This window comes from Bradyrhizobium diazoefficiens (genome assembly GCF_016616885.1).
GTDB classification, from domain to species: Bacteria; Pseudomonadota; Alphaproteobacteria; order Rhizobiales; family Xanthobacteraceae; genus Bradyrhizobium; species Bradyrhizobium diazoefficiens_F.
In genome coordinates this window covers 7674353-7699434 of record NZ_CP067102.1, presented here as the reverse complement: position 1 = coordinate 7699434, position 25082 = coordinate 7674353, and the positions used below count along the sequence as shown (strand labels likewise).

At 63.6% G+C, this 25082-nt stretch carries 27 protein-coding genes and 1 pseudogene; 16 read left to right on the top strand and 12 right to left on the bottom strand.

Annotated elements, in window-relative coordinates:
• Nucleotides 1-160 precede the first annotated feature (160 nt).
• A complete protein-coding gene (locus JJC00_RS35935; RefSeq protein ID WP_200470445.1) occupies nucleotides 161-1477 on the bottom strand; it encodes a mechanosensitive ion channel family protein in 1317 nt (438 codons plus the stop codon).
• 214 nt (nucleotides 1478-1691) lie between these two features.
• Here JJC00_RS35935 and JJC00_RS35930 point away from each other — a divergent pair, with 214 nt between their 5' ends.
• Nucleotides 1692-3485 (top strand): potassium/proton antiporter, encoded by a 1794-nt coding sequence (locus JJC00_RS35930; protein ID WP_200470444.1) that lies wholly within the window; start codon nucleotides 1692-1694, stop codon nucleotides 3483-3485.
• A gap of 6 nt (nucleotides 3486-3491) precedes the next feature.
• Here JJC00_RS35930 and JJC00_RS35925 read toward each other — a convergent pair whose 3' ends face one another.
• Nucleotides 3492-3656: a hypothetical protein gene (locus JJC00_RS35925; protein WP_200470443.1), complete on the bottom strand. Its 165-nt coding sequence runs from the start codon at nucleotides 3654-3656 to the stop codon at nucleotides 3492-3494.
• Between JJC00_RS35925 and JJC00_RS35920 the strand changes: the two genes are divergently transcribed.
• Complete coding sequence (locus tag JJC00_RS35920; protein ID WP_200470442.1) at nucleotides 3655-3915, top strand: PepSY domain-containing protein; 261 nt, start codon at nucleotides 3655-3657, stop codon at nucleotides 3913-3915. The two genes, JJC00_RS35925 and JJC00_RS35920, sit on opposite strands and share 2 nt — an antisense overlap.
• Nucleotides 3916-4064: 149 nt before the next feature.
• Here JJC00_RS35920 and modC read toward each other — a convergent pair whose 3' ends face one another.
• From modC to mepA, 5 genes are all read right to left on the bottom strand, one after another.
• Complete coding sequence (gene modC, locus JJC00_RS35915) at nucleotides 4065-4727, bottom strand: molybdenum ABC transporter ATP-binding protein (protein ID WP_200470441.1); 663 nt, start codon at nucleotides 4725-4727, stop codon at nucleotides 4065-4067.
• 2 nt (nucleotides 4728-4729) lie between these two features.
• Nucleotides 4730-5425 (bottom strand): molybdate ABC transporter permease subunit, encoded by a 696-nt coding sequence (modB, locus tag JJC00_RS35910; RefSeq protein WP_200470440.1) that lies wholly within the window; start codon nucleotides 5423-5425, stop codon nucleotides 4730-4732.
• A gap of 27 nt (nucleotides 5426-5452) precedes the next feature.
• Nucleotides 5453-6238, bottom strand: a complete 786-nt coding sequence (gene modA, locus JJC00_RS35905; protein WP_200470439.1) for a molybdate ABC transporter substrate-binding protein — start codon at nucleotides 6236-6238, stop codon at nucleotides 5453-5455.
• Nucleotides 6239-6422: 184 nt separating this feature from the next.
• Entirely contained in the window at nucleotides 6423-6926 is a 504-nt protein-coding gene (locus JJC00_RS35900) for a hypothetical protein (protein ID WP_200470438.1), read from the bottom strand.
• A gap of 260 nt (nucleotides 6927-7186) precedes the next feature.
• The gene (mepA, locus tag JJC00_RS35895) at nucleotides 7187-8131 is read right to left on the bottom strand and encodes a penicillin-insensitive murein endopeptidase (RefSeq protein WP_200470437.1); all 945 of its coding nucleotides are present in this window, start codon (nucleotides 8129-8131) and stop codon (nucleotides 7187-7189) included.
• A gap of 412 nt (nucleotides 8132-8543) precedes the next feature.
• On the opposite strand from mepA, the gene JJC00_RS35890 reads away from it, so the two are divergent.
• Nucleotides 8544-10748, top strand: a complete 2205-nt coding sequence (locus JJC00_RS35890) for an EAL domain-containing protein (RefSeq protein WP_200470436.1) — start codon at nucleotides 8544-8546, stop codon at nucleotides 10746-10748.
• Nucleotides 10749-11187: 439 nt separating this feature from the next.
• Here the strand turns inward: JJC00_RS35890 and JJC00_RS35885 are convergent, their stop codons facing one another.
• The gene (locus JJC00_RS35885; RefSeq protein ID WP_200470435.1) at nucleotides 11188-12339 is read right to left on the bottom strand and encodes an acyl-CoA dehydrogenase family protein; all 1152 of its coding nucleotides are present in this window, start codon (nucleotides 12337-12339) and stop codon (nucleotides 11188-11190) included.
• Between the two features lie 392 nt (nucleotides 12340-12731).
• Here JJC00_RS35885 and JJC00_RS35880 point away from each other — a divergent pair, with 392 nt between their 5' ends.
• Entirely contained in the window at nucleotides 12732-13904 is a 1173-nt protein-coding gene (locus JJC00_RS35880) for an acyltransferase family protein (RefSeq protein WP_200470434.1), read from the top strand.
• Nucleotides 13905-14136: 232 nt separating this feature from the next.
• Here the strand turns inward: JJC00_RS35880 and JJC00_RS35875 are convergent, their stop codons facing one another.
• On the bottom strand, nucleotides 14137-14760 hold the full coding sequence (locus JJC00_RS35875) for a GNAT family N-acetyltransferase (RefSeq protein ID WP_246774040.1): 624 nt from the start codon (nucleotides 14758-14760) through the stop codon (nucleotides 14137-14139).
• Between JJC00_RS35875 and JJC00_RS35870 the strand changes: the two genes are divergently transcribed.
• Both JJC00_RS35870 and JJC00_RS35865 read left to right on the top strand, forming a co-directional pair.
• Complete coding sequence (locus tag JJC00_RS35870; RefSeq protein WP_200470433.1) at nucleotides 14681-16297, top strand: amidase family protein; 1617 nt, start codon at nucleotides 14681-14683, stop codon at nucleotides 16295-16297. The two genes, JJC00_RS35875 and JJC00_RS35870, sit on opposite strands and share 80 nt — an antisense overlap.
• Nucleotides 16298-16362: 65 nt before the next feature.
• On the top strand, nucleotides 16363-17109 hold the full coding sequence (locus JJC00_RS35865; protein ID WP_200470432.1) for a hypothetical protein: 747 nt from the start codon (nucleotides 16363-16365) through the stop codon (nucleotides 17107-17109).
• Here the strand turns inward: JJC00_RS35865 and plsY are convergent.
• A complete protein-coding gene (plsY, locus tag JJC00_RS35860; RefSeq protein ID WP_200470431.1) occupies nucleotides 17106-17768 on the bottom strand; it encodes a glycerol-3-phosphate 1-O-acyltransferase PlsY in 663 nt (220 codons plus the stop codon). The genes JJC00_RS35865 and plsY overlap by 4 nt on opposite strands.
• A gap of 137 nt (nucleotides 17769-17905) precedes the next feature.
• On the opposite strand from plsY, the gene JJC00_RS35855 reads away from it, so the two are divergent.
• The 4 genes from JJC00_RS35855 to JJC00_RS35840 all read left to right on the top strand — a co-directional run bounded on the left by JJC00_RS35855 (nucleotide 17906) and on the right by JJC00_RS35840 (nucleotide 20186).
• Nucleotides 17906-18217, top strand: a complete 312-nt coding sequence (locus JJC00_RS35855) for a hypothetical protein (RefSeq protein ID WP_200470430.1) — start codon at nucleotides 17906-17908, stop codon at nucleotides 18215-18217.
• A 51-nt stretch (nucleotides 18218-18268) separates the two neighbouring features.
• The gene (locus JJC00_RS35850) at nucleotides 18269-18625 is read left to right on the top strand and encodes a hypothetical protein (protein WP_200470429.1); all 357 of its coding nucleotides are present in this window, start codon (nucleotides 18269-18271) and stop codon (nucleotides 18623-18625) included.
• Between the two features lie 67 nt (nucleotides 18626-18692).
• The gene (locus tag JJC00_RS35845) at nucleotides 18693-19655 is read left to right on the top strand and encodes a tetratricopeptide repeat protein (RefSeq protein WP_200470428.1); all 963 of its coding nucleotides are present in this window, start codon (nucleotides 18693-18695) and stop codon (nucleotides 19653-19655) included.
• A 6-nt stretch (nucleotides 19656-19661) separates the two neighbouring features.
• A complete protein-coding gene (locus JJC00_RS35840; RefSeq protein WP_200470427.1) occupies nucleotides 19662-20186 on the top strand; it encodes a hypothetical protein in 525 nt (174 codons plus the stop codon).
• Here JJC00_RS35840 and JJC00_RS38510 read toward each other — a convergent pair.
• The gene (locus tag JJC00_RS38510) at nucleotides 20153-20392 is read right to left on the bottom strand and encodes a GDCCVxC domain-containing (seleno)protein (RefSeq protein ID WP_246774038.1); all 240 of its coding nucleotides are present in this window, start codon (nucleotides 20390-20392) and stop codon (nucleotides 20153-20155) included. The genes JJC00_RS35840 and JJC00_RS38510 overlap by 34 nt on opposite strands.
• A gap of 205 nt (nucleotides 20393-20597) precedes the next feature.
• On the opposite strand from JJC00_RS38510, the gene JJC00_RS35835 reads away from it, so the two are divergent.
• The 4 genes and pseudogenes from JJC00_RS35835 to JJC00_RS35825 all read left to right on the top strand — a co-directional run bounded on the left by JJC00_RS35835 (nucleotide 20598) and on the right by JJC00_RS35825 (nucleotide 22390).
• Nucleotides 20598-21008 (top strand): SRPBCC family protein, encoded by a 411-nt coding sequence (locus JJC00_RS35835; protein ID WP_200470426.1) that lies wholly within the window; start codon nucleotides 20598-20600, stop codon nucleotides 21006-21008.
• A gap of 235 nt (nucleotides 21009-21243) precedes the next feature.
• Complete coding sequence (locus JJC00_RS35830; RefSeq protein ID WP_200470425.1) at nucleotides 21244-21399, top strand: hypothetical protein; 156 nt, start codon at nucleotides 21244-21246, stop codon at nucleotides 21397-21399.
• Nucleotides 21400-21495: 96 nt separating this feature from the next.
• A pseudogene (locus tag JJC00_RS38505) lies at nucleotides 21496-21654 on the top strand (IS5/IS1182 family transposase); the annotation flags it as partial.
• A gap of 487 nt (nucleotides 21655-22141) precedes the next feature.
• Nucleotides 22142-22390 carry a hypothetical protein gene (locus JJC00_RS35825; RefSeq protein ID WP_200470424.1) on the top strand — a complete coding sequence of 83 codons (249 nt, stop codon included), beginning with the start codon at nucleotides 22142-22144 and terminating at the stop codon, nucleotides 22388-22390.
• 341 nt (nucleotides 22391-22731) lie between these two features.
• On the opposite strand, the gene JJC00_RS35820 is transcribed toward JJC00_RS35825, so the two are convergent.
• Complete coding sequence (locus JJC00_RS35820; RefSeq protein ID WP_200470423.1) at nucleotides 22732-23526, bottom strand: L,D-transpeptidase; 795 nt, start codon at nucleotides 23524-23526, stop codon at nucleotides 22732-22734.
• Nucleotides 23527-23769: 243 nt separating this feature from the next.
• Between JJC00_RS35820 and JJC00_RS35815 the strand changes: the two genes are divergently transcribed.
• On the top strand, nucleotides 23770-24459 hold the full coding sequence (locus JJC00_RS35815; protein ID WP_200470422.1) for an aspartate/glutamate racemase family protein: 690 nt from the start codon (nucleotides 23770-23772) through the stop codon (nucleotides 24457-24459).
• A gap of 193 nt (nucleotides 24460-24652) precedes the next feature.
• On the top strand, nucleotides 24653-25072 hold the full coding sequence (locus JJC00_RS35810) for a methyltransferase family protein (protein WP_246774037.1): 420 nt from the start codon (nucleotides 24653-24655) through the stop codon (nucleotides 25070-25072).
• Nucleotides 25073-25082 lie beyond the last annotated feature (10 nt).

The following is a 25082-nucleotide window of genomic DNA, read 5'->3' as shown; positions in this document are numbered from 1 at the left end:
CCCGGTGCGGGCGGAAAGGCTTGATTTCAGGCCCCAATTTAATGATTGCGGGCCTTCGTGCAAGCTTAGCCAGAGCGTTTTCGAGCGAAGTGGATGCCGGGTCGCGTGAAGAAAACGCGTCAAAACAAGAATCCTAGCCACCATGTCCCCGAAAGCAGGCTCAATTCGGGACTTCTACGGTGGTTTCGACCGGCAGCGCCCCGCCGCGGACGCGGATCTCGCGGACGGGGTAGGGAACCCGGATGCCCTCGCGCTTGAAAGCGTCCCACAGCGCCAGCATCACGTCGCTTTTGACATTGTCCATGCCGTCGGGGTCCGCGAGCCAGAGGGTCAGCGAGAACTTCATGCCGGCCTCGGCGAACTCGGTCAGAATGCAGTTCGGCGGCTTGCCCTTTTGCGCGCGCGGATGGGCGGCGGCGGTCTCGATCGCGAGCTTGCAGACCAGCCTGGGATCGGCGTCGTAATTGGTGCCGAAGGTGATCTTCACCAGCGTGTTCTTGTCGGTGTAGGTCCAGTTGACGACCTTCTGGGTCACCAGATCCTCGTTCGGCACCAGGAATTCGCGGCCGTCGCCGGCGGCCACGGAAATATAGCGCGTCTTCATCGCGCTGATGCGCCCGGTGTTGTCGCCGATGGTGACGAGATCGCCCGGCTTCACCGATTTGTCGGCGAGCAGGATGATGCCGGAGATGAAGTTCGCGACGATCTTCTGCAGGCCGATACCGATGCCGACGCCGACCGCGCCGGAGAACACCGCAAGCGCGGACAGGTCGATGCCGACCGTGCCGAGCGCGATCACGATCGCGATGGCAAGCAGCCCGATGCGGATGATCTTGACCAGCAGCACCTGGACCGATGGTGTCAGGTCCGTCGCCGAGTTGATCTTGCTCTCGGCGAAATTGCTGGCGATGTTGGTGAGCCAGAGTGCGAGGATCAGCAGCGCGCCGGCCTTGAGCACCAGCAGCGGCGTCAGCCGCAATCCGCCGAGCACGATCGCGTAGGAGTCGAGTAGCTCGACCGTGGTATCGAGCTGGCCGAGGATGGACAGCGCGGCGACGAACCAGGCCACGACCGACACCAGCTTGACGAAGAAGGCGTTGCGCAGCACCGAGGTCAGCAGCCGGATCGCGAGCCAGGCGAGCCCCAGCTTGGCGGCGACCATCAAGAGGTAGCTGCGGCTCGGCCAGGTCGCGTGATACATCACCACGCGGGAGATGATCACCAGCAGGGTGAACACGGCCGTCGAGGCGCTCGAGACCATCACGCGGGCGAAGTGGCGAAGCGGCAGCGGCCAGCGCATCGCCAGCGAGGTCATGTCGACGCGGTTGCGAATGGCGGCTTCCGCCGCATAGGCGATCCCGGCCGCCGTCAGAATGAGCCCGAACTGCAGGTAGAACCAGGGTGAGGAGATTTCGGCCCCGACGCTGCGCGCGGTGGTCTGCACGAACTCCATGATGTCTTTGAGGTCCATGTCCATCGGGCGGTCTCGTCGGGATGCGGGCGGGAGGGTTTGATTCGAAGGCGCCGCAGAATCCCACAAAGGCAGCGGCCGGGCCATCGATACACCGCGAAGTGAAGCGCGTTAAGGCCGCAAAACGCAGGCAGATTGCCGCGAGCGGGAGAAAATGGGTTGGCGCGCCGGTGCGGCGACGATAAGGATGCAATTCCAGCGATTTGGACCCGGAAGGTGGATGGCCTCCCTCGACTCTTTCAGCATCGCCATTCTGCTCGGCGCCGTCCTCGTCATGGCCGGTATCCTGTCGAGCCTGCTCGCGCTGCGCTTCGGCGCGCCGCTGCTGCTGGTCTTCCTCGCGATCGGCATGCTGGCGGGTGATGCAGGCCCCGGCCAGCTCCAGTTCAATGACGTGGGCACGACCTATCTGGTCGGCTCGGTGGCATTGGCCCTGATCCTGTTCGACGGCGGGCTGAAGACGCGCTTTGCCAGCATCCGCACCGTGCTCGCGCCCTCCGTGGTACTGGCGACCGTCGGCGTGTTGCTGACCGCACTGATCACGGCGCCGTTCGCAAAATACGCGCTCGATCTGAACTGGACGGAGTCGTTGCTGGTCGGTGCGGTGGTGGCCTCCACCGACGCGGCCGCCGTGTTCCTGCTGGTGCACACCCAGGGCCTGCGTCTGCGCCCGCGCGTCGGTGCGACGCTGGAAGCCGAATCCGGCACCAACGATCCCTTCGCGATCTTCCTCACCTTGATGCTGGTCGAATACATCTCGCTGGGCTCGAGCTCGCCCGGCCATGTGGTGATGGAGTTTGTCCAGGAGGCGGCGCTGGGCGCCGTCGTCGGCTTCCTTGGCGGGCGCCTCGTCGTCATCGGGCTCAACAAGGTCGCGCTGCCGCAGGGCCTGCACGCGCCGTTCGTGACCACGGCCGCGCTCGTGATCTTCGGCGGCTCGCAGATCATGCACGCCTCGGGCTTCCTCGCCGTTTATCTCGCCGGCATCATCATCGGCAACCGGCCGACGCGCGCCCACAATTCGGTGGTGGCGTTTCTCGATGCCGCCACCTGGCTGGCGCAGATCGTGATGTTCGTCCTGCTTGGCCTGCTGGTGTCGCCGAGCCGGCTGGGCTCCAGCGTGCTGCCGGCGATCGGCGTCGCCTTCGTCCTGATGCTGGTGGCGCGGCCGATCGCGGTGTTCGTGTGCCTGGCGCCGTTCCGCTTCAACTGGCGCGAAAAGATCTTCATCGCCTGGACCGGATTGCGCGGCGCGGTCGCGATCTTCCTGGCGTCGATCCCGATGCTGGTCGGCCTGTCAAAAGCCTATCTCTACTTCGACGTCGCCTTCGTCGTCGTGATCATTTCGCTGCTGCTACAGGGCTGGACGCTGGCGCCGGCCGCGCGCAAGCTGCACGTGGCGCTGCCGCGCGCCGAGCGCGGCCCGCGCCGTGTCGAACTGGATCTGCCCGGCCAGCTCGAGCAGCAGCTGGTCGGCTATCCGGTGCGGCCGAAGAGCCTGTATTTCCGCCGCGGCCTGATCCCGTCCTGGTCCAAGCCGACGCTGGTGATCCGCAAAGAGAGCATTTTGACGCCTGTGGAAGCCGAGCCGATCGCGCCCGGCGATTACATCTATCTGCTGGCGCCGCCGGAAAAAGCCGAGGCGCTCGATCGCTTCTTCGTCGACATGCAGCCGAGCACGGAGCCCGACCCGCATCTGCTCGGCGACTTCATGGTGTCGGGCGAGCACACGCTTGCCGAGCTTGCCGAGATCTACGGCGTGAAGGTGAGCGAGGACGAGGGCAAGCTCACCCTCGCCGATTATTTCGACGTCAATCTCGACCGCGCACCGAAGGAAGGCGCCGAGCTCGCGCTTGACACCATCGTGCTCGTGGCACGCAGCATCTCCGGCGGCCGCGTCAACGTCGTTGGCCTGCGCCTGCCGGAAGACGACGAAACTCCGGCGCCGCTGACCCGCAGCCAGGCCTTGCGGCGTAGGCTTGCGGAACTGTGGACCTCGGTGGCGGGGGTTTAGTCTCGGTCATTCCAGGCTCGCGCTACGCGCGCCCGGAATGAGGGGAACCGCCACCAAATCGCCGCGACCGCCGAAGATTTGCGCGGCTTCGTGACCGCTGGTTCCGGAACACCCCGCTGCGTTGCTCGTTCTTCGCGTGACGGTCAACGTCTTTGACAGGAGCAGTTCCATGCGAAGTTTCATCTTGCCTGCCATCGTCGCGATCAGTCTCGGATCGGCTGCGCCGGCGCTGGCCTACGACACTGGCGATCAGATCTCGATGCAGGTCGCGCTCGACGTCGCGACCGACATCGGCGTCACGACGGTCTCGCACACGAACTTCCTCGGTGATGAATGGCAGATCGAAGGCCGCGACATTCGCGGACGCTGGATGGAGGTCGATGTCGACGCCCGGACCGGCGATGTGCGCAACGTCGATCGCGGCTGGTAGACACACCCTCGCTGTCATTGCCCGCGAAAGCGGGCAATCCAGTATTCCAGAGGCAAGTGACGTAGCCTGGATGGAGCGAAGCGAAATCCGGGGACTTTCTCTCCCGCAGCACCGTCCCGGATTGCGCTCCGCTCCATCCGGGCTACAGGCTACGTCAGCACCTTCACCCCGCCGAACGACGTCACGCGGCCCTGCCTCAGCATCACGATCTGGGTCGCGAGCTGGCGCAGTTCGGCCACGTCGTGGCTGACATAGACCATGGGGACATTGGCCTCGTCCCGCAGTCGCACCAGGTAGGGCAAAATCTCGAGCTTGCGGGCCTCGTCGAGCGCGCCGAGCGGTTCGTCGAGCAGGAGCAAACGTGGCTTTGACAACAGGGCACGGCCGAGCGCGACGCGCTGGCGTTCGCCGCCGGAGAGCTTTCCGGGACGGCGATCGAGCAGCGCGCCGATATCGAGCAGATCGACGACGCGCGTGTGCTGCGCCGGATCGGCCGCAAGGCGGTTCATCCGCCGTCCATAGTCGAGATTTTGCGCGACGTTGAGATGCGGAAACAGCCGCGCGTCCTGGAAAACATAGCCGATGCGGCGGCGCCAGGTCGGCACATGAATGCCGGCGGCGGTGTCGTCGACGGTCTCGCCGTCGATGACGATGGTGCCGCGGTCGGGCCGCAACAGGCCTGCGATCATGTTGATCAGTGAGCTCTTGCCGGCACCGGATGCGCCGAACAGGCCGGTGACGCGGCCTTCGCTCGCGAAGGACGCGGAGAGCGAGAATTCACCGAGCTGTTTTTCGACGTCGACGCGCAGCATGGTCAGTTCCCGTGCAGGCGCGCGGTGGCGCGGCGGGCGAACCATTCGGCGGCGATCAGCGCGCCGAGCGCCAGGATCAAGGAGACGATCACGAGCCGCCCCGCAGCCGCGTCGCCATCAGGCGTCTGGATCAGCGAATAGATCGCCGAGGAAATCGTCTGGGTCTCGCCGGGAATGTTGGAGACGAAGGTGATGGTGGCGCCGAACTCGCCGATCGCTTTTGCAAAACCCAGCACCATGCCGGCGAGCACGCCGGGCAGCGCCAGCGGCAGCGTCACCGTGAAGAACACTTTGAGAGGTGCGGCACCGAGCGTCTCTGCGGCCTGCTCGAGCCGGCGATCGATCGCCTCGATCGACAGCCGCATCGGACGCACCAGCAGCGGAAACGACATCACGCCGCAGGCAAGCGCTGCACCGGTCCAGCGGAAGGCGAAGACGATGCCGAGATGATCGGCCAGGAAGGCGCCGACGACGCCGCGGCGGCCGAAGGTGAGAAGCAGGAGATAGCCGGTCACAACCGGCGGCAGCACCAGCGGCAGATGCACGACGGCGTCGAGCACCGACTTGCCCCAAAAATCCCTGCGGGCGAGCAGCCACGCCAGCGCAATGCCGAACGGCGTTGCCACCAGCGTCGCGATGACGGCGACCCTGAGCGAGAGCAGGATCGCCGTCCATTCGGCGGGAGAGATGTCGGGCATCAAGTCGTAAAAATCAGGTCGGAAGGATTACGTTGTCGGGCTGATCAGGAATTTAAAACCGTACTTTTCCAGAATGGTCTTGGCGGCCGAGCTGCGCAGGAAGGCGAGATAGTCGTTGGTCTCGGGCTTCGCGGTCGTGGTCGCCGCCACCGGATAGATGATCGCAGGATGCGACTCCGCCGGGAAGGTCCCGACGATCTTCACACCGGGCTCGACCTTGGCGTCGGTGGAATAGACGATGCCGAGATTGGCCTCGCCACGCGCCACCAGCGTCAGCGCGGCGCGCACGCTCTCGGCCATCGCGAATTTCGGCTCCGCGGCCTGCCAGGCGCCGAGCTTCTCCAGCGCGGCCTTGGCGTATTTGCCTGCTGGCACCGACTTGACGTCGCCGGTCGCGATCTTGCCGTCGCCGGCGAGCTTTGCGAGATCAAAGCCCTGCGAAATGGTGACGTTGTCGATTTTGGAGTCCTTCGGCGCGATCAGCACGATGCTGTTGCCGAGCAGGTTCACGCGGGTCGGCTCGTTGATGGTCTTCTTGGAAGTCGCGTAGTCCATCCAATCGGTGTCGGCAGAGACGAACACGTCGGCCGGCGCGCCCTGCTCGATCTGCCTGGCGAGCACCGAGCTCGCGGCATAGCTGACGCTGAACTTGATGCCGGTCTTGGCGGTGTAGGCGGCATCGACCTCGTCGAGTGCGTTCTTCATCGACGCGGCGGCGAAGACCGTGATGGTCTTGTCCTCGGCGTTGGCAGGCGAAAGGCTCGTGCCCGCGAGCATGACGAAGGCGGTGAAAAGTCCGGCAATACGATACATGGATGGCGCTCCCTGCGAGCCCGCGCACAAATGCACGCGCAAATCTGGCGTTGGGTGGGTTCGATCGCGACGGGCGGAAGCGCTGTTCCACGTGTCCCCGCAACGGCTTACGGCCGGCGAGGATATCGCTAGCCTCGAAGATAGCAGGCCGGCGCCTCAGGTCAAAGGCGACCGTTTGTCTAACCTATTGCGCCGGCAGGATCGAAATCGAGAGCGAACTGTCCTTGGCGCCGCTGATCTGGAGCACGAAGGGCTTGTCCGAGAGCTGGTATTTCATGGTCTTGCGGATGCCATCGCAATCGGTCGCGCCGCTGAAGGCCACCGGCTTGAGGAAATGCCCGTCCTGGACCAGATCGACCCGGGCGCCTGAGGACAGGCTGATCGTGTAGAGCCCGGCCTTGGCCGCCTTGATGCTGGTGAAGCCGGCAAAGGTGCCGTCCTTCGGCGCCCGCTCCGGCGGCGAGGGCAGCTTTGCTTCCTGAGGCGCGACCAGGCCCAGCGTGATCGCCGATGACGGGACCGCGGCCTGTTCGCTTCCCGAGGCGAGTTTGGCGCGGTCCGGCGCGGTCAGCGCGGCGCGGTCGCGCTCGATCGGCCATTTGAACTTGTCGCAGCCACTGGGCTCCTCCGCGGCAAGGGCGGAGGTCGCGCTGATCGAGAGCACGGCAAGGAGAGCGAGGACGCGCATGTCAAATCTCATCGTTGGCCACGCGGGCGCGGGGCTTGCAGTCAGGCTTGATTGGCGAACGGGAGGCGCATCCCGGAATGCCGCAGGCTTACGGCCCAGCGACAAGGCGATCCTAGCGCAGTCATGTGGTGCGAACCAACCAACTTGTTCGTCATCCCGGACAAGCGACCCATTCACATGTCGTCCTGGACAAGCGAGTAGGGCGAGCGCTGATCCAGGACGACGGTTGAGTGTATAGCGCCTGCGTCCGGTCAACCACATTACGGCTTCGCATTGCCCGCATGCAGCACGGCTTTGCAGGCGGCCGGCATCTGGGCCAGCGTCATCGGCGGTTTCGGCTTCGGCGGCTCCGGCGGCGGTTTGGGATGCAGCATGCCCTCGCTGAACCAATAGGCGAGATCGGACGGCTTGCAGCCTTCGTCCTCGGATTGCGACGGCTGGCCCTGGCATTCGCTTGCGCCCGCGGGGCAGCGCATGCGGATGTGGAAATGATAGTCGTGGCCCCACCACGGCCGGATCTTCGACAGCCAGGAGCGGTCGCCCTTGGCCTCGCGGCACAGTGCCTTCTTGATTGCGGGATTGACGAAGATGCGCTGCACCGCCGGCTCCTGCGCGGCATCGCGCAGCACCAGCACATGGCCCAGCGTGAACACCTTCGGGTCGATGTCGAGGCGATCCTCGCGCACCATCATCACCGCCGACATCTCCTCGCGCTCCTCACGCGAGAGGCGATGGTCCGGCATCGGCGTCAGCCAGATGTCGGCGTCTATCCCGATCTGGTGGCTGGCATGGCCGGACAATGCAGGACCGCCGCGCGGCTGGCCGATGTCGCCGACCAGAATCCCCGGCCAACCGGTATCTTTGTGGACCTTGGCGGCGAGGCGCTTGATCAGCGCGATCGTGTCCGGGTGGCCCCAGTTGCGATTGCGCGACAGCCGCATCACCTGCCAATTGTCGCCGTTGAGCGGCATCTCGACGGCGCCGCCGATGCAGCCCTTGGTGTACGAGCCGATGATATGCGCAGGGCCGCTTGAGGGCAGAAGCTTTCGCGCGAACAGCTCCTTGGCGCCGATCTTTGGATCGTTCGGATTGGCGAGCGGCGGCAACGGTTTTGGGGTCACGCTGCCCTTGTCCTGCGCCAGCGCGCCGCCGGTGGTCAGGAGCGTCATCATAAGGAGGAGAGAGGCGATGCGGCGGGGACTCATGCTGACATCCTTATAGCCCAACACCGCGTCAGGGTCGACGGCGCGCCGCGTTACCCCTGGCCGCCGCTGCAGCGCGATTTTTAACGGTCCGATAACTCTATCGTGCGTTGACCAAAATTCGTGCTCGGAACGAGATGCGCTTGGCTGCTGCATGCACGCAGAGCTGCGTTCCGGAATTGATTCAAGGAGAGTGCACGTTTTTGCATCTCCTCTCTCGCCGGTCGCGACGAGCAAGCAGGTTCGACGCGTCTGACGACTCTGACCGCGCCTCGCAAACAGGCAAAACGCTGCGGCTCCCGGCCATGGCAAGGCGTGTCCCGGGAGAGCGAGCCCACCCGAGATTACTTTTCTTTCAGACACTTGGAGCAAGACTTGCGTCCGCTGGGCGCGGCTAGGACGTGTGAAGTTGAGTTTGGGGTCCAAAAAAACAGAAAAGCGAAAGCGCAAGCCGGCTGCCCGAAGCGGCCGGCAGCGGCGCAAATCGCGATTTGCGCGCGCGCCTCATCCGCCCGCCGAACGCGATCAGCTCCTGCAGAGCCGTGCGGAAACCGAGGCCGCCATCGTCGAGGCGCGCAAATCGCATGAGCGGCTGCGCCAGGCGGTCGATTTGCTGCCGCAGGGCATCGTGATCCTCGATCCCGAAGGCCGCTACGTCCTCTGGAACAAGCAATATTCCGAGATCTACAGCAAGACTGCCGATCTCTTCCAGGAAGGCGCGCGGCTCGAAGACACGCTGCGCATCGGCGTTGCCCGCGGCGACTATCCGGAAGCGGCCGGCCACGAGGACGAGTGGATCGCCGAGCGGCTGAAGAAGCTCTACGAGCCCGGCAAGCGCCACGAGCAGACGCTGTCCGACGGCCGCGTCATCCTGATCGAAGAGCGCCGCACCGACGATGGCGGCGTCGTCGGCCTGCGCGTCGACATCACCGAATTGAAGCAGCGTGAGGCCTCGTTCCGCCTGCTGTTCGACGGCAATCCCGTGCCCATGATCGTCTGCGCGCTGGATGACGAGCGCATTCTCGGCGTCAACGACGCCGCGGTTGCACATTACGGCTATAGCCGCGCCGAATTCGAGAAGCTGAAGATCCGCTCCCTGCAGGCTTTTGACAGGGAGCCGCCCTGGACCACCGACCCGACCGGCGAGCAGCAGGCGGCGCGCACCTGGAAGCACGTCAAGGCCGACGGTGCGCTGATCGACCTTGCGATCTATTCGCGCGAATTGACCTATGACGAGCGGCCGGCGGTGCTGCTCGCGCTGATGGACATCACCGAACGCAAGCGCGCCGAGGCGCGGCTTGCCTTCATGGCCCAGCATGACGGGCTGACCGGCCTGCCGAACCGCAATCTCTTGCGCCAGACCATGGACGAGATGCTGCAGCATTCCCGGCGCAGCCCCGAGAAGGTCGCGGTGCTGATGCTCGGGCTCGACAATTTCAAGGCGGTCAACGACACGCTGGGCCACGCGGTCGGCGACAAGCTGTTGCGCGGCGTCGCCAAGCGCCTGCGCTCGACCTTGCGCGAGGAAGACGCGCTGGCGCGGCTCAACTCGGACGAGTTCGCAATCGTGCAGAGCGGGTTGGCCCGGCCGGAAGATGCGGTGGGACTCGCAAAACGTCTGCTCGAGGCCATCGCCGATCCCTATCTGCTCGACGGCCATTCCGTGGTGATCGGCGCCTCGATCGGCATCGCGATGGCGCCCGGCGACGGCGACGAGTCCGAAAAGCTGCTCAAGAGCGCCGACATGGCGCTGTCGCGCGCCAAGTCCGATGCACGCGGCAGCTTCGCCTTCTTCGAGGCCGCGCTCGACGCGAAAGCACAGAGCCGCCGCAAGATCGAGGTCGAGCTGCGCGACGCGATCCAGAACGACGTGCTGCGGCCCTATTACCAGCCGCTGATCGATCTCCAGAGTGGCCGCATCACCGGCTTCGAGGCGCTGGTGCGCTGGCCGCATGCCGAGCGCGGCATGGTCTCGCCGGCCGAGTTCATTCCGGTCGCCGAAGAGACGGGGCTGATCAACCCGCTCGGCGGACTGATGCTGCGCCGCGCCTGCCTCGATGCGGCAACCTGGCCGGACGACGTCCGTGTCGCTGTCAATTTGTCGCCGCTGCAGTTTCGCAGCGGCAATCTGCTCTCGATGGTGACGGATGCGCTGAAACATTCCGGCCTGCCGCCGCGAAGGCTCGAGCTCGAGATCACCGAAACGCTGCTCTTGGAGAAGAGCGCCCAGGTGCTGGCGACGCTGCATGCGCTGCGCGCGCTCGGCGTGCGCATCTCGATGGACGATTTCGGCACCGGCTATTCCAGCCTCAGCTATTTGCGCAGCTTCCCGTTCGACAAGATCAAGATTGACCAGTCCTTCGTCCGCGATCTCGGCGCCAACCGCGAGGCGCAGGCGATCATCCGCTCCATCGTCAGCCTCGGCAAAGGCCTCGGCGTCATCATCACGGCCGAGGGCGTCGAAACCGAGGCCGAACTGAGCTGCCTTCGCACCGAGGGCTGCGACGAAGGCCAGGGCTTTCTGTTCAGCAAGGCTCGGCCGAATGCGGAGATCATCAGCCTGCTGGCCGCGCAGCGCGGGATCGATGGTGACACCGAGGACGCCGCGCTGGTGGCGTGAGGCTATGCTCCGTTGAGGGCATTTCCGCTAATGAATCGTCTGATGTCAGGGACGCGCCGCTCTTTCGGTTAACCTCTCCCGCTTGCGGGAGAGGTCGCGCCGGAGGCTCGGGTGAGGGCTCTTTCCTCTTGGGGGTCTCGTTGGCGGAAACACCCTCTCCCCAACCCTCCCCGCGAGCGGGAGGGCCATCGCATATGGCATTTTGCGCGACCTGAGCCGCGCCTCGTCCTTCGAGACGACCGCTTTGCGGTCTCCTCAGGATGAGGCTAGGCAGCATCGGTGCCCGTCAAAAACTACGGCCGCACATTCGGTCCTCATCCTGAGGGCCCGCCAACGGCGGGCGTCTCGAAGGATGGCCACAGGGGAAGCGCTTCCATACGCGATTGGCCTGCCGCGAGCGGGGGAGGGAGCATACCGGCCTTGCGGCTATCCCTCCGTTTCAACCGCCCAGCAAAATCGCCTTCCCCACATCCTCGTAATGCGTGTCGCGCGCCTGGATCTGCTGGGTGATGGCGTGCATGTCACGAAACCGTCGCTCGAACGGATTGCTGCGGAATACGGCGGTGGCGCCGGCCATGTGATAAGCGGTGTCGACCACTTTTGCCGATTGCTGGATGGTCCAGGTCGAAGCGAGGCGGACGGCGCTGCGATGCGCCTGACTGAACGTGCCGGTCGCCGAAAGATCGCGCCACATCGCATTTGCCGTCGCATAGAGATAGGCGCGGGCGGCGCGCAGATCCGCCTCGGTGCGGCCGATCAGACCCTGGACCGCCTGGTTGTCTCGCATGGCGCTCGCCGCCAGCGACTGATGCTTTGCGCGCGCCAGAGCAATCGCCGCATCCAGCGTCGCACGCGCCACGCCGAGCGAGACTGCGGCGAAGCCGAGGCTGAAGGTCGATCCGGTGGGAAGCCGGTAGAGCGGGCCCGGCTCGCGCAAGGCCGCCGGCACGTCGCGAAACGCAGCGAAGCGATCGGGGATGAAGAGGTCGTGCACCTCATAGGAATCGGTGCCGGTGCCGGCGAGCCCGATCGCCTGCCAGACGTCGTGCATCACGGCGCTTGCGAGCGGAAACAGGATGGTGCGCATCTCCGGCGCACCCTCGGGGGTCTTGCGCGGTGTACCGTCGGCATTGACGATGCGGACATGCGCGCCGAGCCAGCTCGCCTGCAGCGAGCCCGAGGCGAAATCCCAGCGCGCCGTGACACGGTAGCCACCCTCGACCGCGCGCGCCTCGTGCGCCACCGCGCCCCAGGCGAGGATGCCGGGGGCGGTGTTGAAGATCTCGTGCGCGCTGTCGTGGTCGAGGCTGGCTGCGATCATGGCGCAGACGCTGCATTGGCCGAGGCACCAGGCCGTGGACGCATCGGCCTTCGCGATCTCCTCCAGCATCTGCATGAAAATCTCGGGCGGTGCTTCCGACCCGCCGAGACTCTGCGGCAGCAGCGCACGATAGAGCCCGTTCTCGATCAGCGCGTCGACGACGGAAGGCGTCAGCCGCCGCGTCCGCTCGATCTCCGGCGCCTCGCTTGCGATCAGCGGTGCGAGGGCGCGGGCGCGTTCGGCCAAGCCAGCTCCGAGGGTTGCGTTCATACGCGTTTCCTCGCTCCTTCTGCCGCGAGCGATCAGCCGCGATGGTGGTTCATTTGGCGGCTAGGATCAAGATCGTGCCGCCGTCATTCCGGGGGCGCGACTTGTCCGCCGAGCGCGAAGGCGGAAGCGCGCGACCTTGGACTCTATCGGGCGGCCGGCAAGGCGGGGCTTGTCCTTGCGTCCGCGCAAATCGTCCTTGCCGATGTTGGTGATGAGAGCAGGCAGCGCTGTGCCGCTGTCATCGTAACTTCGCAAAGCCACTGCCAAGAATAACGCGCGCGATCCATCCCATGCAACCTGGCGCAGTCTCAAAAATGACGTGGCTCTTGGTGCAGCCACGACCGAGTTCATTAAGCTCGCGGGACGGCGACAAGGAAATTCAGAGGACTTCCGTGACCATCGGGCAACGACTAGACGAGGTTCAAGGATTTGGACCTGGCTTTGATTTCCTGCGCATATTTCTGGCCGTCAGCGTCGTGCTCATTCACGCTCCGCTGATTACCGGAACGTGGTCTCCGCTCGATCCGGTCTGGATGTTTCAGTTTTCGATCCTGCCGATGTTCTTTGCTCTTAGCGGCTTCCTGATCGGAGGAAGTGCACAACGTCTCGCGTTTAGCTCATTCATCCTGAACCGCGGGTTCCGGATCATGCCGGCCCTGGTCGTGGAAATCGTTCTCTCGGCACTGGTGCTAGGACCGCTCGTCACGAGCCTGGATATCGCCTCTTATTTCAGCGACGAACGGTTCTTCAGGTACTTCCTCAGCATCGTCGGTCTCATTCAATACGAACTGCCGGGTGTCTTTGAGAACGCGCACTATACGAGGTTTCTCAACGGGCACGAGGTAGGGATTGTCAACGGGTCGCTGTGGACCGTCCCTCATGAGATGTTCTGCTACCTCGTCATGTCAGCCATTATTCTCCTGGGTCTGCTCAAGAAACCTCTTTTGGTGCTGGCAGTGACGATTCTCGTTGTGTCCGGCGGCATCGCGCTTCAACTGACGGCGCCGCATCCGGGTCCGATTCTGGACTCGCTCACTTACGTCTTCGCCCAGCGTGGCTCCGCGCGCCTCATTCCCGCGTTTCTGGCTGGATTGCTCTTCTATCAATTCCGATATGCGATACCACTCAGGTGGTCGCTCGTAGCGGTTTGCTTCGTCGGCCTTGCCGCGATCCAGTTCATTGGGACACAAGACTTGATTGCATCGGTGCTCATCCAGGCCATAACCACACCGATGCTCGCCTACATCACGGTCTTCTTGGGATTGACGCCGCTTCCAAGGCTTGGGATTCTCAACACGGGCGATTACTCCTACGGAATCTATCTCTATTCCTGCCCGATCCAGCAAGCCGTGAATTGGCTACTGCCGGACATTCGCAGCAACGCCTTCAATTTCATCACCAGCCTGGTACTGACGGCGCTGTTCGCGGCCTTCTCTTGGCACTTCATCGAGAAGCCCGCACTCAAGCTGCGGAAGAGCTTTTCTTTGCGGCGGCCCGCACGTCAGGACGAGACGCTCGCCGTTGAAACTACACCGCTAACGGTGCCCTCACGGGAAATCGCCTAGGCAGAGGATGCGAACTGAACTGTTCGCGATTGCCAGAAAAGCGATTTCGCGTCGAAGGGTGACGCCTTCACCCTTCTCAGACAGCGATCTGGCTACGCCCGGGATACTAGGTCCCGTTGGCGAAGTTCAGCGTCACGACTTTTATGCTATCGAGGGGTGAAACGCCACGGATAGGCGCGGCAAGAATTTCTCCGTATCCGTCAAAAATCCCTGTACGGACGACGTATCCGGGCTATTTGATGGAGTCGTTCAGCAGCCGCTTCATGATGATCGTGCGTTCGTCACCAAAATAGCTGTCGTGCACGGCATTGAACCCGAGCCGGGCGTAGAAAGCTTCGGCGGTGACCGAGGAAGGAACGGTCAATGAAGGGATCTTCCGCTCGCGCGCGGTACGCTCGATCTCAGCCATCAGCAGCTTGCCGATGCCGCGGGCCTGAACGTCGGGAGCGACGAAGACCGTACGAACGACGCTCCCGTCAAGACTTGCGGTCGCAACGACGCGGCTGCCGACGGCGGCGACAAACACGGTGCGCTTCCCGATCAGCGCCCGTACGGCATCCGGGCTGAAGCTGCGCTCGATCCTTTCGATGATCTCGTCGGTATAACCCTTTGCATTGGTTTCGCGTAGCGCACGCAGGATCACCGCGCTGACGTCGGCGGCGTCATCGTCAAGCGCAGGCCGGATCGCGCAGTCCATCATTGGCTCCTGATCGGCTTGTCGTGCAATCCGGATAAATGCTACGTTTCGTAGCATATCTCCGTCCGAGAGGCACGTCATGAAGAAGCCAACCCGCCGCGCTGCAGCGCCGCCCGCGCCCGCGGTGGCGCTCGAGGACGCGCCGATGAGCGACATCATCGATGCCCTGTCCGGCGGCCGGGTCACCGCCACGGCGCTGACCAACGCCTATCTCGCGCGCATCGCGGCCTATGATCGCGGCGGGCCCATGCTGAATTCCGTCCGCGCGCTCAATCCCGACGCACTCGCGATCGCAGCGGAGCTCGACGGCGCCAGGCCATCAGCCAGGCGGCCACTGGCCGGCGTGCCGATCCTGGTGAAGGACAACATCGCCACCGGCGACAGGCAAGCGACCACGGCGGGCTCGCTGGCGCTTGAGGGGGCGCGCGCCAAGAGGGACGCCACCGTCGTCAAGCTGCTGCGGAAGGCCGGCGCGATGATCCTGGGCAAGGCGAATTTGACCGAGTTCGCCAACATCCTCGCGATCGAGATGCCCTCCGGCTACTCGTCGCTGGGCGGCCAGGTGAAGAACCCTTACGTGCCGACGCTGATGGACGATCGAGGTATCCCGCTCGTGGATCCGGGAGGCTCGAGCTCGGGGTCGGCGGTTGCCGTCGCGGCCGGTCTGTGCGCGGCCTCGATCGGCACCGAGACCTCCGGCTCGCTGCTGCACCCGGCGACCCGGAACGGCCTCGTCACGGTCAAGCCAACCGTCGGACTGATCAGCCGCGCCGGCATCGTGCCGATCGCGCACAGCCAGGACACCGCAGGGCCGATGACGCGCACGGTGCGCGACGCCGCGATGCTTTTGAACGTGCTGGCGGCGAAGGACCCGCGCGACCCGGCGACGGAGCGGCAGCGTAGGCCAGCCGACTACACGGCCGACCTCGCGCGCGATGCGATGAAGGGCGCGCGCATCGGCGTGCCGAGCGACTCCGCCGACCCGCTGAACGATTTCTACTACGGCAAGTTGCCATCCGACGGGGCCAAGCTGATGGCCGAAGTCATCAAAGTGCTCGAGGATCTCGGCGCCGTCATCGTGCGCGCCAACATGCCGACGCGTGGCTGGATCGCCGGGCCAGGCACCGGCATGGCCGTGCTCAACCGCAACCCGCTGAGCAGCAACAAGGGCAATCCAACGGGGTCGCCGATCGTGTTCCTTTACGAGCTGAAATACGGTCTCAACCTCTATCTGAAGGATTGGGCGACCAATACCGAGATCAAGACCATGGCCGACATCATCGCCTTCAATGCGGCGAACGCGAAAGAAGCGCTGCGTTTCGGCCAGGACCTCTTTCTCGCCTCCGACCTCACCAAAGGCGACCTGAGCGAGCGCGAATACAAATCGGCGCGCGCGATGGACCTTCTCGCCGCCAGGACGCACGGCATGGACGCTTACATGAACCAGCACAAGCTGGACGCCGTCCTATTCCCCGGCGCGACCGGCGCAGCAATTGCCGCGAAGGCGGGCTATCCCAGCGTCATGGTGCCCGCAGGCTTCGTCTCGGGGGCCGACGGCAAGGACACGCCGGACTATCCGCTCGGTGTCAGCTTCGCAGGCCGTGCCTGGAGCGAGCACAAGCTGTTGCGTCTCGCCTACGCCTATGAGCAGGCCTCGCAGATGCGCAAGGCCCCACCCGGCCTGCCGGCGCTCTGAACCTCGGCGGCGCGGCCCGCGACCAACAACGGCCATTGTTAAGAATACCGCCGCTTGAGACCTCCATGCCGATCGTCAGAATTCTCCTGATCCTTTTCGCATTCGTGTCGCCCGCGCTGGCGCACGACGGCGCGCACGATCTGGCCGCCGCGCGCGATGCCGCGAAGGCCTTCAAGGTCTATGTCGACGGGGTCGCGAAGAAGGGCGAGCGGCCCGATCTGACCCGGCCGGAGGTCGCTGCCCTGCTCGGCCATGTCTTCGATCTCGACGCTCTCGCCGCGCTGCCGCCCGTGCAGGCCAGCGATATGAGCTGGCTGATGGACTGGACCGACGCCGCAAACCAGACCCACAAGCTGTTCATCCTTTACGGCGCGAGGCCGGGGCCGCAGCCTGATCTGGCGGCACTTGCGCGCAACATGACCGAGTATGGCGACCAGTACGCCGTGGCGATGAGTTTCATGATCCGCGGCATGGCGCGCGAGGCGCTTGCGGGTCAACTGTTCTGGGCCGAGCTCGCGCCGGAGCAACGCACCCGCATCCGCGAGGAGGGATTTTTAGGCTTCCGCAAGAACAGCGCCGTCTACATCCTGACCACGGTCTGCGCGGCGATCCAGGGCGCCAGCAAGCCCGCCAACGCGCGGCTGGTGGCAGCCGCACTGCGCGACACGCGCGAGGTCTGGGCAAGCTTTCTGCTGCCGCAGGATCGGGCCCGCGTGATCGCAGAGCTCGCCGACCTTCCGAAATGGGCGCCCGACGAGCTGGCGCGCGCCGACCTCGCCACCTTCACTGCCGCGCTTCAGGCGGTGAACTAACCGGACGCGCTACTCCGCCCCAGCCGCGGCTCCGTGCCCGCGAGCAGCCGCAGAATGTTGGCGCGGTGGCGAACGATCACATAGAGGCCGCCTGCGATCACCAGCAGCCGATACGGCCATGGGTGCGCAAAGCCGCAGACGAGGATGATGGCCGTTAGCGCCGCGAGCATCGAGCTGAGTGAGACGATCCGGGCCAACGCCAGCACGAGAGCGAAGACCGCTGCCGCCCCCAGTCCCACCGGCCACGACATCGCCAGCAACACGCCAAGCCCGGTCGCAGCCGACTTGCCGCCCGTAAAATACAGCCAAATCGAGCGGCCATGCCCAAGCAGCGCGGCGATGCCGGCGAGGCACACCACCCATGGCAGCCAGGCCTGCAGGTCCGTCGGCGGTGCCGCTGACAGCTTCGTAGTGAGCCAGGGACAGAACCAGCGCGCAACGAAGATCGCAGCCGCGCCTTTTAGCACGTCGATGACGAGCACTGCCAAAGCCGGCCATTTGCCGAGAGTGCGCAACACATTCGTGGCGCCGGTGGATCTGGAGCCGTGCTCGCGAATGTCGATGCCTCTCAGCAGCTTCCCGGCGAGGTAGCCCGTCGGGATCGAGCCGAGCAGATAGGCGATCACCAATCCGACTGTAACAGCTATCCAGAATGCCATCGGCCGCGTGTCCAGTGTCCCGCACGCGCTGTTTTATCGCCGACTTCGTATAATCGCCATGGGCGAGTGCCTTGGACGAGTGCCTTGGAACCGTGTTCCCGCTGTAGTAGAAAGCGTCCCGGCACGGGTGAAAGATCATGCGTTGGGCGCTCAGGATTTTCGGCTTCGTTCTCAGCATTTTAGCGCTGGCGATCGTGGGCTTGACGCGAGCGGCTGTTCAAGCCCTTAGGGATGACCAGCGCAATTCTCGAGGTCGACACGTTTGGCTGGCCCAGGGCCAGGGCTTCGATCTCCCCGCCGACACCTTCATGATGCAAGGGCATCTCCGCCAGGTGATCGCGATCATTCCCTCGCGCAAATTGGTGATCCTGCGCATCGGGATGACGCGCGAGGATATCGGCTTCAGCAACGCGGGACTGCTGCGCGCGATCGTGAAGGCAGGCCTTTAGCCGTTGAACCAAGCCATCGGCGGGAGCGACCAACGGGTTTGGACCTGTGGCATGAAGCGATTCCTCGTTTTTCTTTTTGTCTTTCCCGCCGTGGCAACCATCTCATCCTACGCTGTGCTTTACCTCCTCACGGGTGCTGTCGTGGATAGTCTGTCCGGACCTGCGCTGGTGTATGTCGTGTCCATTGCGCCCGCGCTTGTGGTTGCTTTGGTCGATTGGCTCATCGCCAAGACGCCGATCCCCACTGTCGTCGGAACGACCCTCTTCGCTTATGGAGCCGCGGTTCTGTATTTGGCGTGGGATGGCAGCGCGAGATACATCTTCGCGCTCGGCGTGATCAGCGGGCTACCGGCCGCGGTGTGCTCCCTTTTGTCGCGTCACAAGACCGCGCTATCCACCCCGTATTGAACCTGTCCCGTCTCCAGGCGCACCAAAACCGCGTACGTCCCAGACAACCGCGACGAAGGAACGCGCGATGAAGGTCCTGAAAGCATCGATCTGTGTTGCGGTCACCGCGCTCGCGTTGAGCCTGTCGCTGGGCGCGCCGTCCTATGCGGCAGAGGATGAGGCAGGCACGCTCACCCTGCTGATGAAAGAGCTTTACCGGGCCGGCAAGTACATTGAAGCGCTGCCACTGGCCCAGAAGGCCCTGGCCCTGCGCGAGAAGGAGTTCGGCACCGACGACGCCAATGTCGCGATGCCGCTGAATGATCTCGGCACGATTCACTACAATCTCGGTCAATACGCGGTGGCCGAGCCGCTGTACAAGCGCGCGCTGGCCATCCGGGAGAAGACGCTCGGCCCGGATCATCCGGAAGTCGCGATGGTGCTGAACAATCTCGGCGACCTCTACCGCGCGGAAGCGCATTACGCGCAAGCCGAGCCACTGCTCAAGCGGTCGATCGCGATTTCGGAGAAGACGGTCGGTCGGGACGACCCGTCCATCGTGCTGGCGTTGAGCAATCTCGCCGCCGTCTATAGCAATCAGGGCCGTTACGACCAGGCCGAGCCGTTGTTCAAGCGCGGGCTCGCCGTGCTCGAGAAGGCGCACGGCCGTGACGATCCCGAAGCCACGGTGTTGATGAGCAACCTCGCCGACGCCTACATCCACCGTCATCGCTACGCCGATGCCGAGCGGCTGCTCAAGCGGGCGATGGCGGTGACCGAGAAGGCGTACGGACCCGACCATCCCGACGTCGCCCAGGCCCTGAACAATTTGGCCGCACTCTACGCGCGTCAGGGACGCAACGCCGATGCCGAGCGGCTGTTCAAGCAATCGGTCGCCACCATGGAGAAGACGCTCGGTCCCAACCATCCGGATCTCGCCGATGTTCTGGAAAACTTGGCCGATCTCTACAAGGATCAGGGCCGCTACGCCGATGCCCGAGAAGTCATCAAGCGGTCAATGGCCATTCGCGGGAAGACAGGGGCGATCTGAGGCGCCATGCGCACCTTGATTCCCACCGCCGCCGAAAATCGTTCGGTTCGTTGCCTCCTTGGCGGCCTGATCGCCTTCGCCGTCATGGCGTATGCCTCGCCGGTCGCCGCCAGCGAATGGAGTTACGGCTGCCGCGGCGTGCTGCCCAGCGGCGATGCGCCGGTCATCGTTTTCAATCGCTCCTCGCTCATCATGTTGCCGAAGGCCTGGGTCAGCGGATCGCTGCTCGGTGCCGTCAACGATCAGCTCCTGAGCTCGAGCTTTAGAGCGACCGACAACAATTCGGGGCTTGTCCCGACCATGGTGTTCACGCGTAATGATCATCCCGACCAGAAGCTGACTCTGAACGAGATCTCGTCCAGGACGGTTTCTGACGTTCACGGTCCGGCCGGCCGCCAACCGCGCTCCGAGCAAATCACTGCGTATCGCAAGGTCTATCGGTGGGTGAGCGATAGCATCTATGAGGGTCCATACGACATCAAGATGGACTGCGTGAATTACGAGCTCTCGGCGCCAACGCGGAGGCCCTGACCGCAGCACGCGCTCTTGCCAGTCTCTTGAATGGGCGGACACGGCACGCTGCCGTAGGAGCAAAACACGCAACAGTCGCCCGCCTTGGGCTTCAACTTGGTGCCGCAACCCTTGCAATGGTAGAAGAACGCGCACGCGTCGGTCGGCATGGTCTCTGTGGCCTTGTGGCCGCATGCGGGACAGGTCAGGGTCGATTGTAATTGCATGACCGGGCTGCTCCTGAGGAGCTTCAAAAATCGAAGATAGCACATTTTGCATCTTTTTTCACATTGACGGCTCGACCATGTCGGAAAGGGCTGCTCTCGATCGTCCTTGGGTAGACATCTCCCGGACGTGCTGGACATGGGCCTCCCGCACATTTGAAGTGATGTCGTCATCTCGAGCCGTCACAATCGAACTGGAGCACTACCCATGAGGATCACCGTCGAAACCATCGTCGCCGCCCCGATTGATCAGGTCTGGCGTGCCTACACGACGCCTGCCGACATCGTGAAGTGGAACGCCGCGTCGGACGACTGGCATACGACCAAGGCGACGGTCGACCTGCGCGAAGGCGGCGTGTTCTCGTCCCGCATGGAGGCCAAGGACGGCAGCATGGGCTTCGATTTCGCCGGCACCTACACGACGATCGTCGAGCACAAGCTGATCGAATATGCGTTCGGCGACCGCAGGGCCGAAGTCGAGTTTGTGCCCGGTCCGAAGGGCATTGTCGTCCGCGTCGTCTTCGACAGCGAGCCGACGCATTCGGTCGCGCAGCAGCAAGGCGGCTGGCAGGCGATTCTCGACAATTTTGCGCGATACGTCGAGGCGAAGAAGGCGTAAGGGCGAATCGGTCATTAAACCGACCCTTGGTCGACCTATCCCGACTCACTGGTCCGGACCTACCTCAGTATGGTCACGTCATACCCGCGCACAATGGCGTCAACCACGTTCCCGGTGCTACCAGTGAACGCAGAGTGAAAAGCAACGGAACCGGCCCGCGAGCCGGCAGTTGCGGGACAAGGTCGGCGGCGTAGCGCCCGCCGGCCTCCTCCACACTTGGCTCAGGGAGCACGCCATGAGAAACATCGCCGATCTCCTGGTGCGGTTTTGGCAGGTGAGCCAGCCCGCGTCCAATCCGGAGGTTGCGGCTATGGCCGAAAACCAGGATCAATCCAGCATGGCCGATTTTGTCCGTATCCTACGGTCCTACGATCAAGACCAGCGGGGCTGACCGCGTCAGCCGGTGATACGGTCGTCCGAGCAAATCAACGCTCAGGGCGCGGAGACCGCACCAAAGGTCCTATCAGGCAAACATATCGGCTTCGTCGCCCGCTTGAAGCGCATCCTGAAGCTCGGTCGGCTTCGACTGCGTTGTCCATGAGGCGCTCAGGACGAGTTCGTTCTGGCCGCTACCGCTCAGAACCTAAGGCGCCGCGCATCGCTGGTTGCGCGACCGCCACCCGCTCCGGCTCTGTGTGTTGCGTAGCGTAAAAGTTGCGGAGAGAGCGCGGGGTCGCGGGACCCAACCCCGTCACCCCAAGTGAAATGGCCGAACGACATCATCGGTTACAGCCGACTTTTGCAACAAAATCGGCCAACTCCCGAAGTCCGCCGCCAACAGGCGCCCCGAGCAACGATCTATTAATCGTGAGCGCACACCTCGCGTGCGTTTTGAATGATTAACGCTTAAGTTGTGATCGACATAATGGTCGAAAGCCGTGGGTGCGGATGCAATCATACGATTGGGCTATTGTCCTGTACTACGCCTGGCCAGTCATCTTGATCCCTGCGGGATGGATCCTATTGGCGCGATCGTGCAGGGAACGCGCAGCCTCGGGGGCCTCGATGATCGAGTTGCGGGAGCAACACCTCACCGAAACATCTCGGATGAGAGCTGCGATGGAGAGGATCGCGGCTGTTCTGGAGAAAAACCATTGAACGTGATCAGAGTTACCTAGGTTAGGAGATTGTGGATGACCGTGAGCGACATACTGCTTGCCATGTACTCTTGGTGGCCGTTCATCCTGATAGTGGGTGGATCGATCTTGGCAATGCGCGTGATGCGACAACGCACGCCGTCCGGCGCCACGATGATTGATCTATATGAGCAGCAGATTGCCGAAACACGCCGAACGAACGCAGGATTGGAGCGGATCGCTGCTGCTCTCGAGCTTGGGATTGGCAGGGCAAAACCACAGGTCGATAGAGGCGAAACCGCTTGAATGCGCAAAGTATCGGCGAGATCACATCGATGATGCGGCAGTGAAGCATCCCAATCCAAGGAAACATCGATCCATTCGGCGACTTCACTGGAGTCCGGATCGCGCGAGCATTGTATGGATACTGGTGTCAGCAATTATCGCTGTCACCATCTTTGCGGTAGTTGTGGTTTATTACCCTTTCCTGCCACAGCGGAACGCCGCTGCGGGCTTTGGACCCGACTGGGATTGCATGCCTCACCCCAGCAGCGAACCCACCTGCATCAAGAAGATCGGCCGATAAATCGGCCTAAAGCGGCGACCTGTATGTTTACTTTGCCCTCAGTTGAACACGGAGCACCGAGCTACCGGGCCTCGGCGATCTTCGGTCCGGATGACAGCATCTTCGCGTTGGCTGCCGAGGGCCGGTTCGACGGCGCTGCTGGGAGCACGATCACTTTCGCTCCGACTTTCACCCGCTCGTAAAGATCCACGACGTCTTCATTGGTCAGGCGGATACAGCCGGACGAAACCCGCTTCCCGATCGTATCGGGCTTGTTGGTGCCATGAATTCGATATTCGGTCTCGCCCAGATACATCGCCCGGGCGCCGAGCGGGTTGCCGGGACCGCCTGCCATGAACCGCGGCAGATAAGGCTGACGCACGACCATCTCTGCAGGCGGACGCCAGTCCGGCCATTCTGTTTTGCGGGCCACGGTCTGTTCGCCGGACCATGCGAAACCTTCGCGGCCGACACCGATGCCGTAGCGCATCGCCTGCGTGTCGTTCAGAACGAAATAAAGGAATGTGTTCCTGGTATCGATGATCACAGTGCCCGGCGCCTGGCGGCTGGCGTAGTCAACCACCTGCCGAACGAATGCTCCGGGACCGTCGGCGGCTTTTGGTGGTTCGACCAGAGGCGCCGGGGCCGGAATCGGAGCTGGAGCCGGCGCTGATGCATGAATCGGAGTTGCCACGTAAACCGGAGTTGACGATGCCAGAGCTTGGTGTGCGGGCGGCCTCCGCATCGGCTGAGCGGTCTCCGGGCCGGACAGCAAACAGTACCCCAATGCGGCGACGGCCACGGCGCCAATTGCAACTCTCGCGACCATTGGTACTGCGAGCGTCTCTGCCTTTCCACGTTTGGCCCGCTTGCTCATATCTTTCCCCAGGTCACCATGCCTCGAAGAGGTACCCGGCAAAATTTAAGAAACCTCGAAGCGATGTCGCCCAAGCTGGAACCGTTAAACGTCGTTAACGCCAACTCTTGTTCGCCAACATAGAGGTGGGGGAGTGCCGCCACGCGCCAGGATGACGGGCATACGGGTGCTCCGCATCGCGATGGCGGTGCTCGGCGTCTTCGTTTACGATCCGGTCGAGTCATTGTTTCGGAAAGCACCGCGATGCGAACCATCGGCCTGATCGGCGGCATGAGCTGGGAGAGCACCGCGCTCTACTACAAGCTCATCAACGAGCGCGTCCGCGATCGGCTCGGCAAACTGCATTCGGCGCCGTTGTTGCTGTACTCCTACGACTTCCAGGAGATCAAGGAGATGCAATACGCCGGCCGCTGGACGGAGGCGGCGACTAGCCTTAGCGAGGTTGCGCTGCGGCTCGAAGGCGCCGGCGCCGGCGCGATCGTGCTGTGCACGAACACGATGCACAAGCTGGCGCCCGCTATCGTGTCGAGCGTGAGCATTCCGTTCATTCACATCGGCGACGCGACGGCGCGGCGAATCCGGACAAAAGGATATCGGCGGGTCGGGCTGCTCGGCACCAAGTTCACGATGGAGGAGGACTTTTACATCGATCGTCTGCGCGCGCATGATCTCGATGTCCTTATTCCTCCTGCGGACGAACGGGCTGACGTGAACCGCATCATCTACGATGAGCTGTGCCTCGGAGTCGTCGCCGATGCCTCGCGCCGTCGCTATCGGGACGTGATGGCCGCGCTCGTCGATCGCGGCGCGGAGTGCATCATCCTCGGCTGCACCGAGATCACGATGCTGGTGGGGGCTGCCGATACATCGGTCGAGACGTTCGACACGACGGCGATCCATGCAGAGACAGCGGCCGATTTCGCGATCGGGTGAGGGCGGTGTAGCTGGGTTGGCGTTGGTTCAATTCGCCGATATCACGACCCCAATCTCGTCAGCGTAGGCGCCGACACACCGGACGAATTCGGCCCAAAGTGGACAAACTCTTGCGTTACCAGCGCTCCGACGACTTAACCGAGCATCCAGCCCAGGTGGTTCGACCATGCTCCAGCTCCCTCCGCCGATTTGGATGTTGATCTACCTGGTCTTGTGCGCGGTGCTCAGTTGGTCGCTCGGCTGGCCGGCGCTTCCGGGCTTCCCGCTTCCGCTGCTGGGAGTGGCTTTGGTCGCCTTGGCGTTCATCGCTCCAGTTTGGGCTTTCGTTCTGTTCCGGCGTGAGGACACCGAGATCCAACCAACGTCGCCGACAAATCGCAAGCTGGTTACTGGCGGCCCCTACCAGTTCACGCGCAACCCGATGTATCTTGGCCTCGTGATTCTCGCTCTCGGCATCGCGATATGGGTCGGCGCCTGGCCCATGTTTATTGCGCCTGTCGCGGTGTTCGCGACGGCCAATTGGGTCCATATCCCCTTTGAGGAAGCCAAGATGCGCCGCCAGTTCCAAGCGGAATATGACGACTATGTCGCGCGCGTGCGGCGCTGGGTGTGAGAGCAAGCTC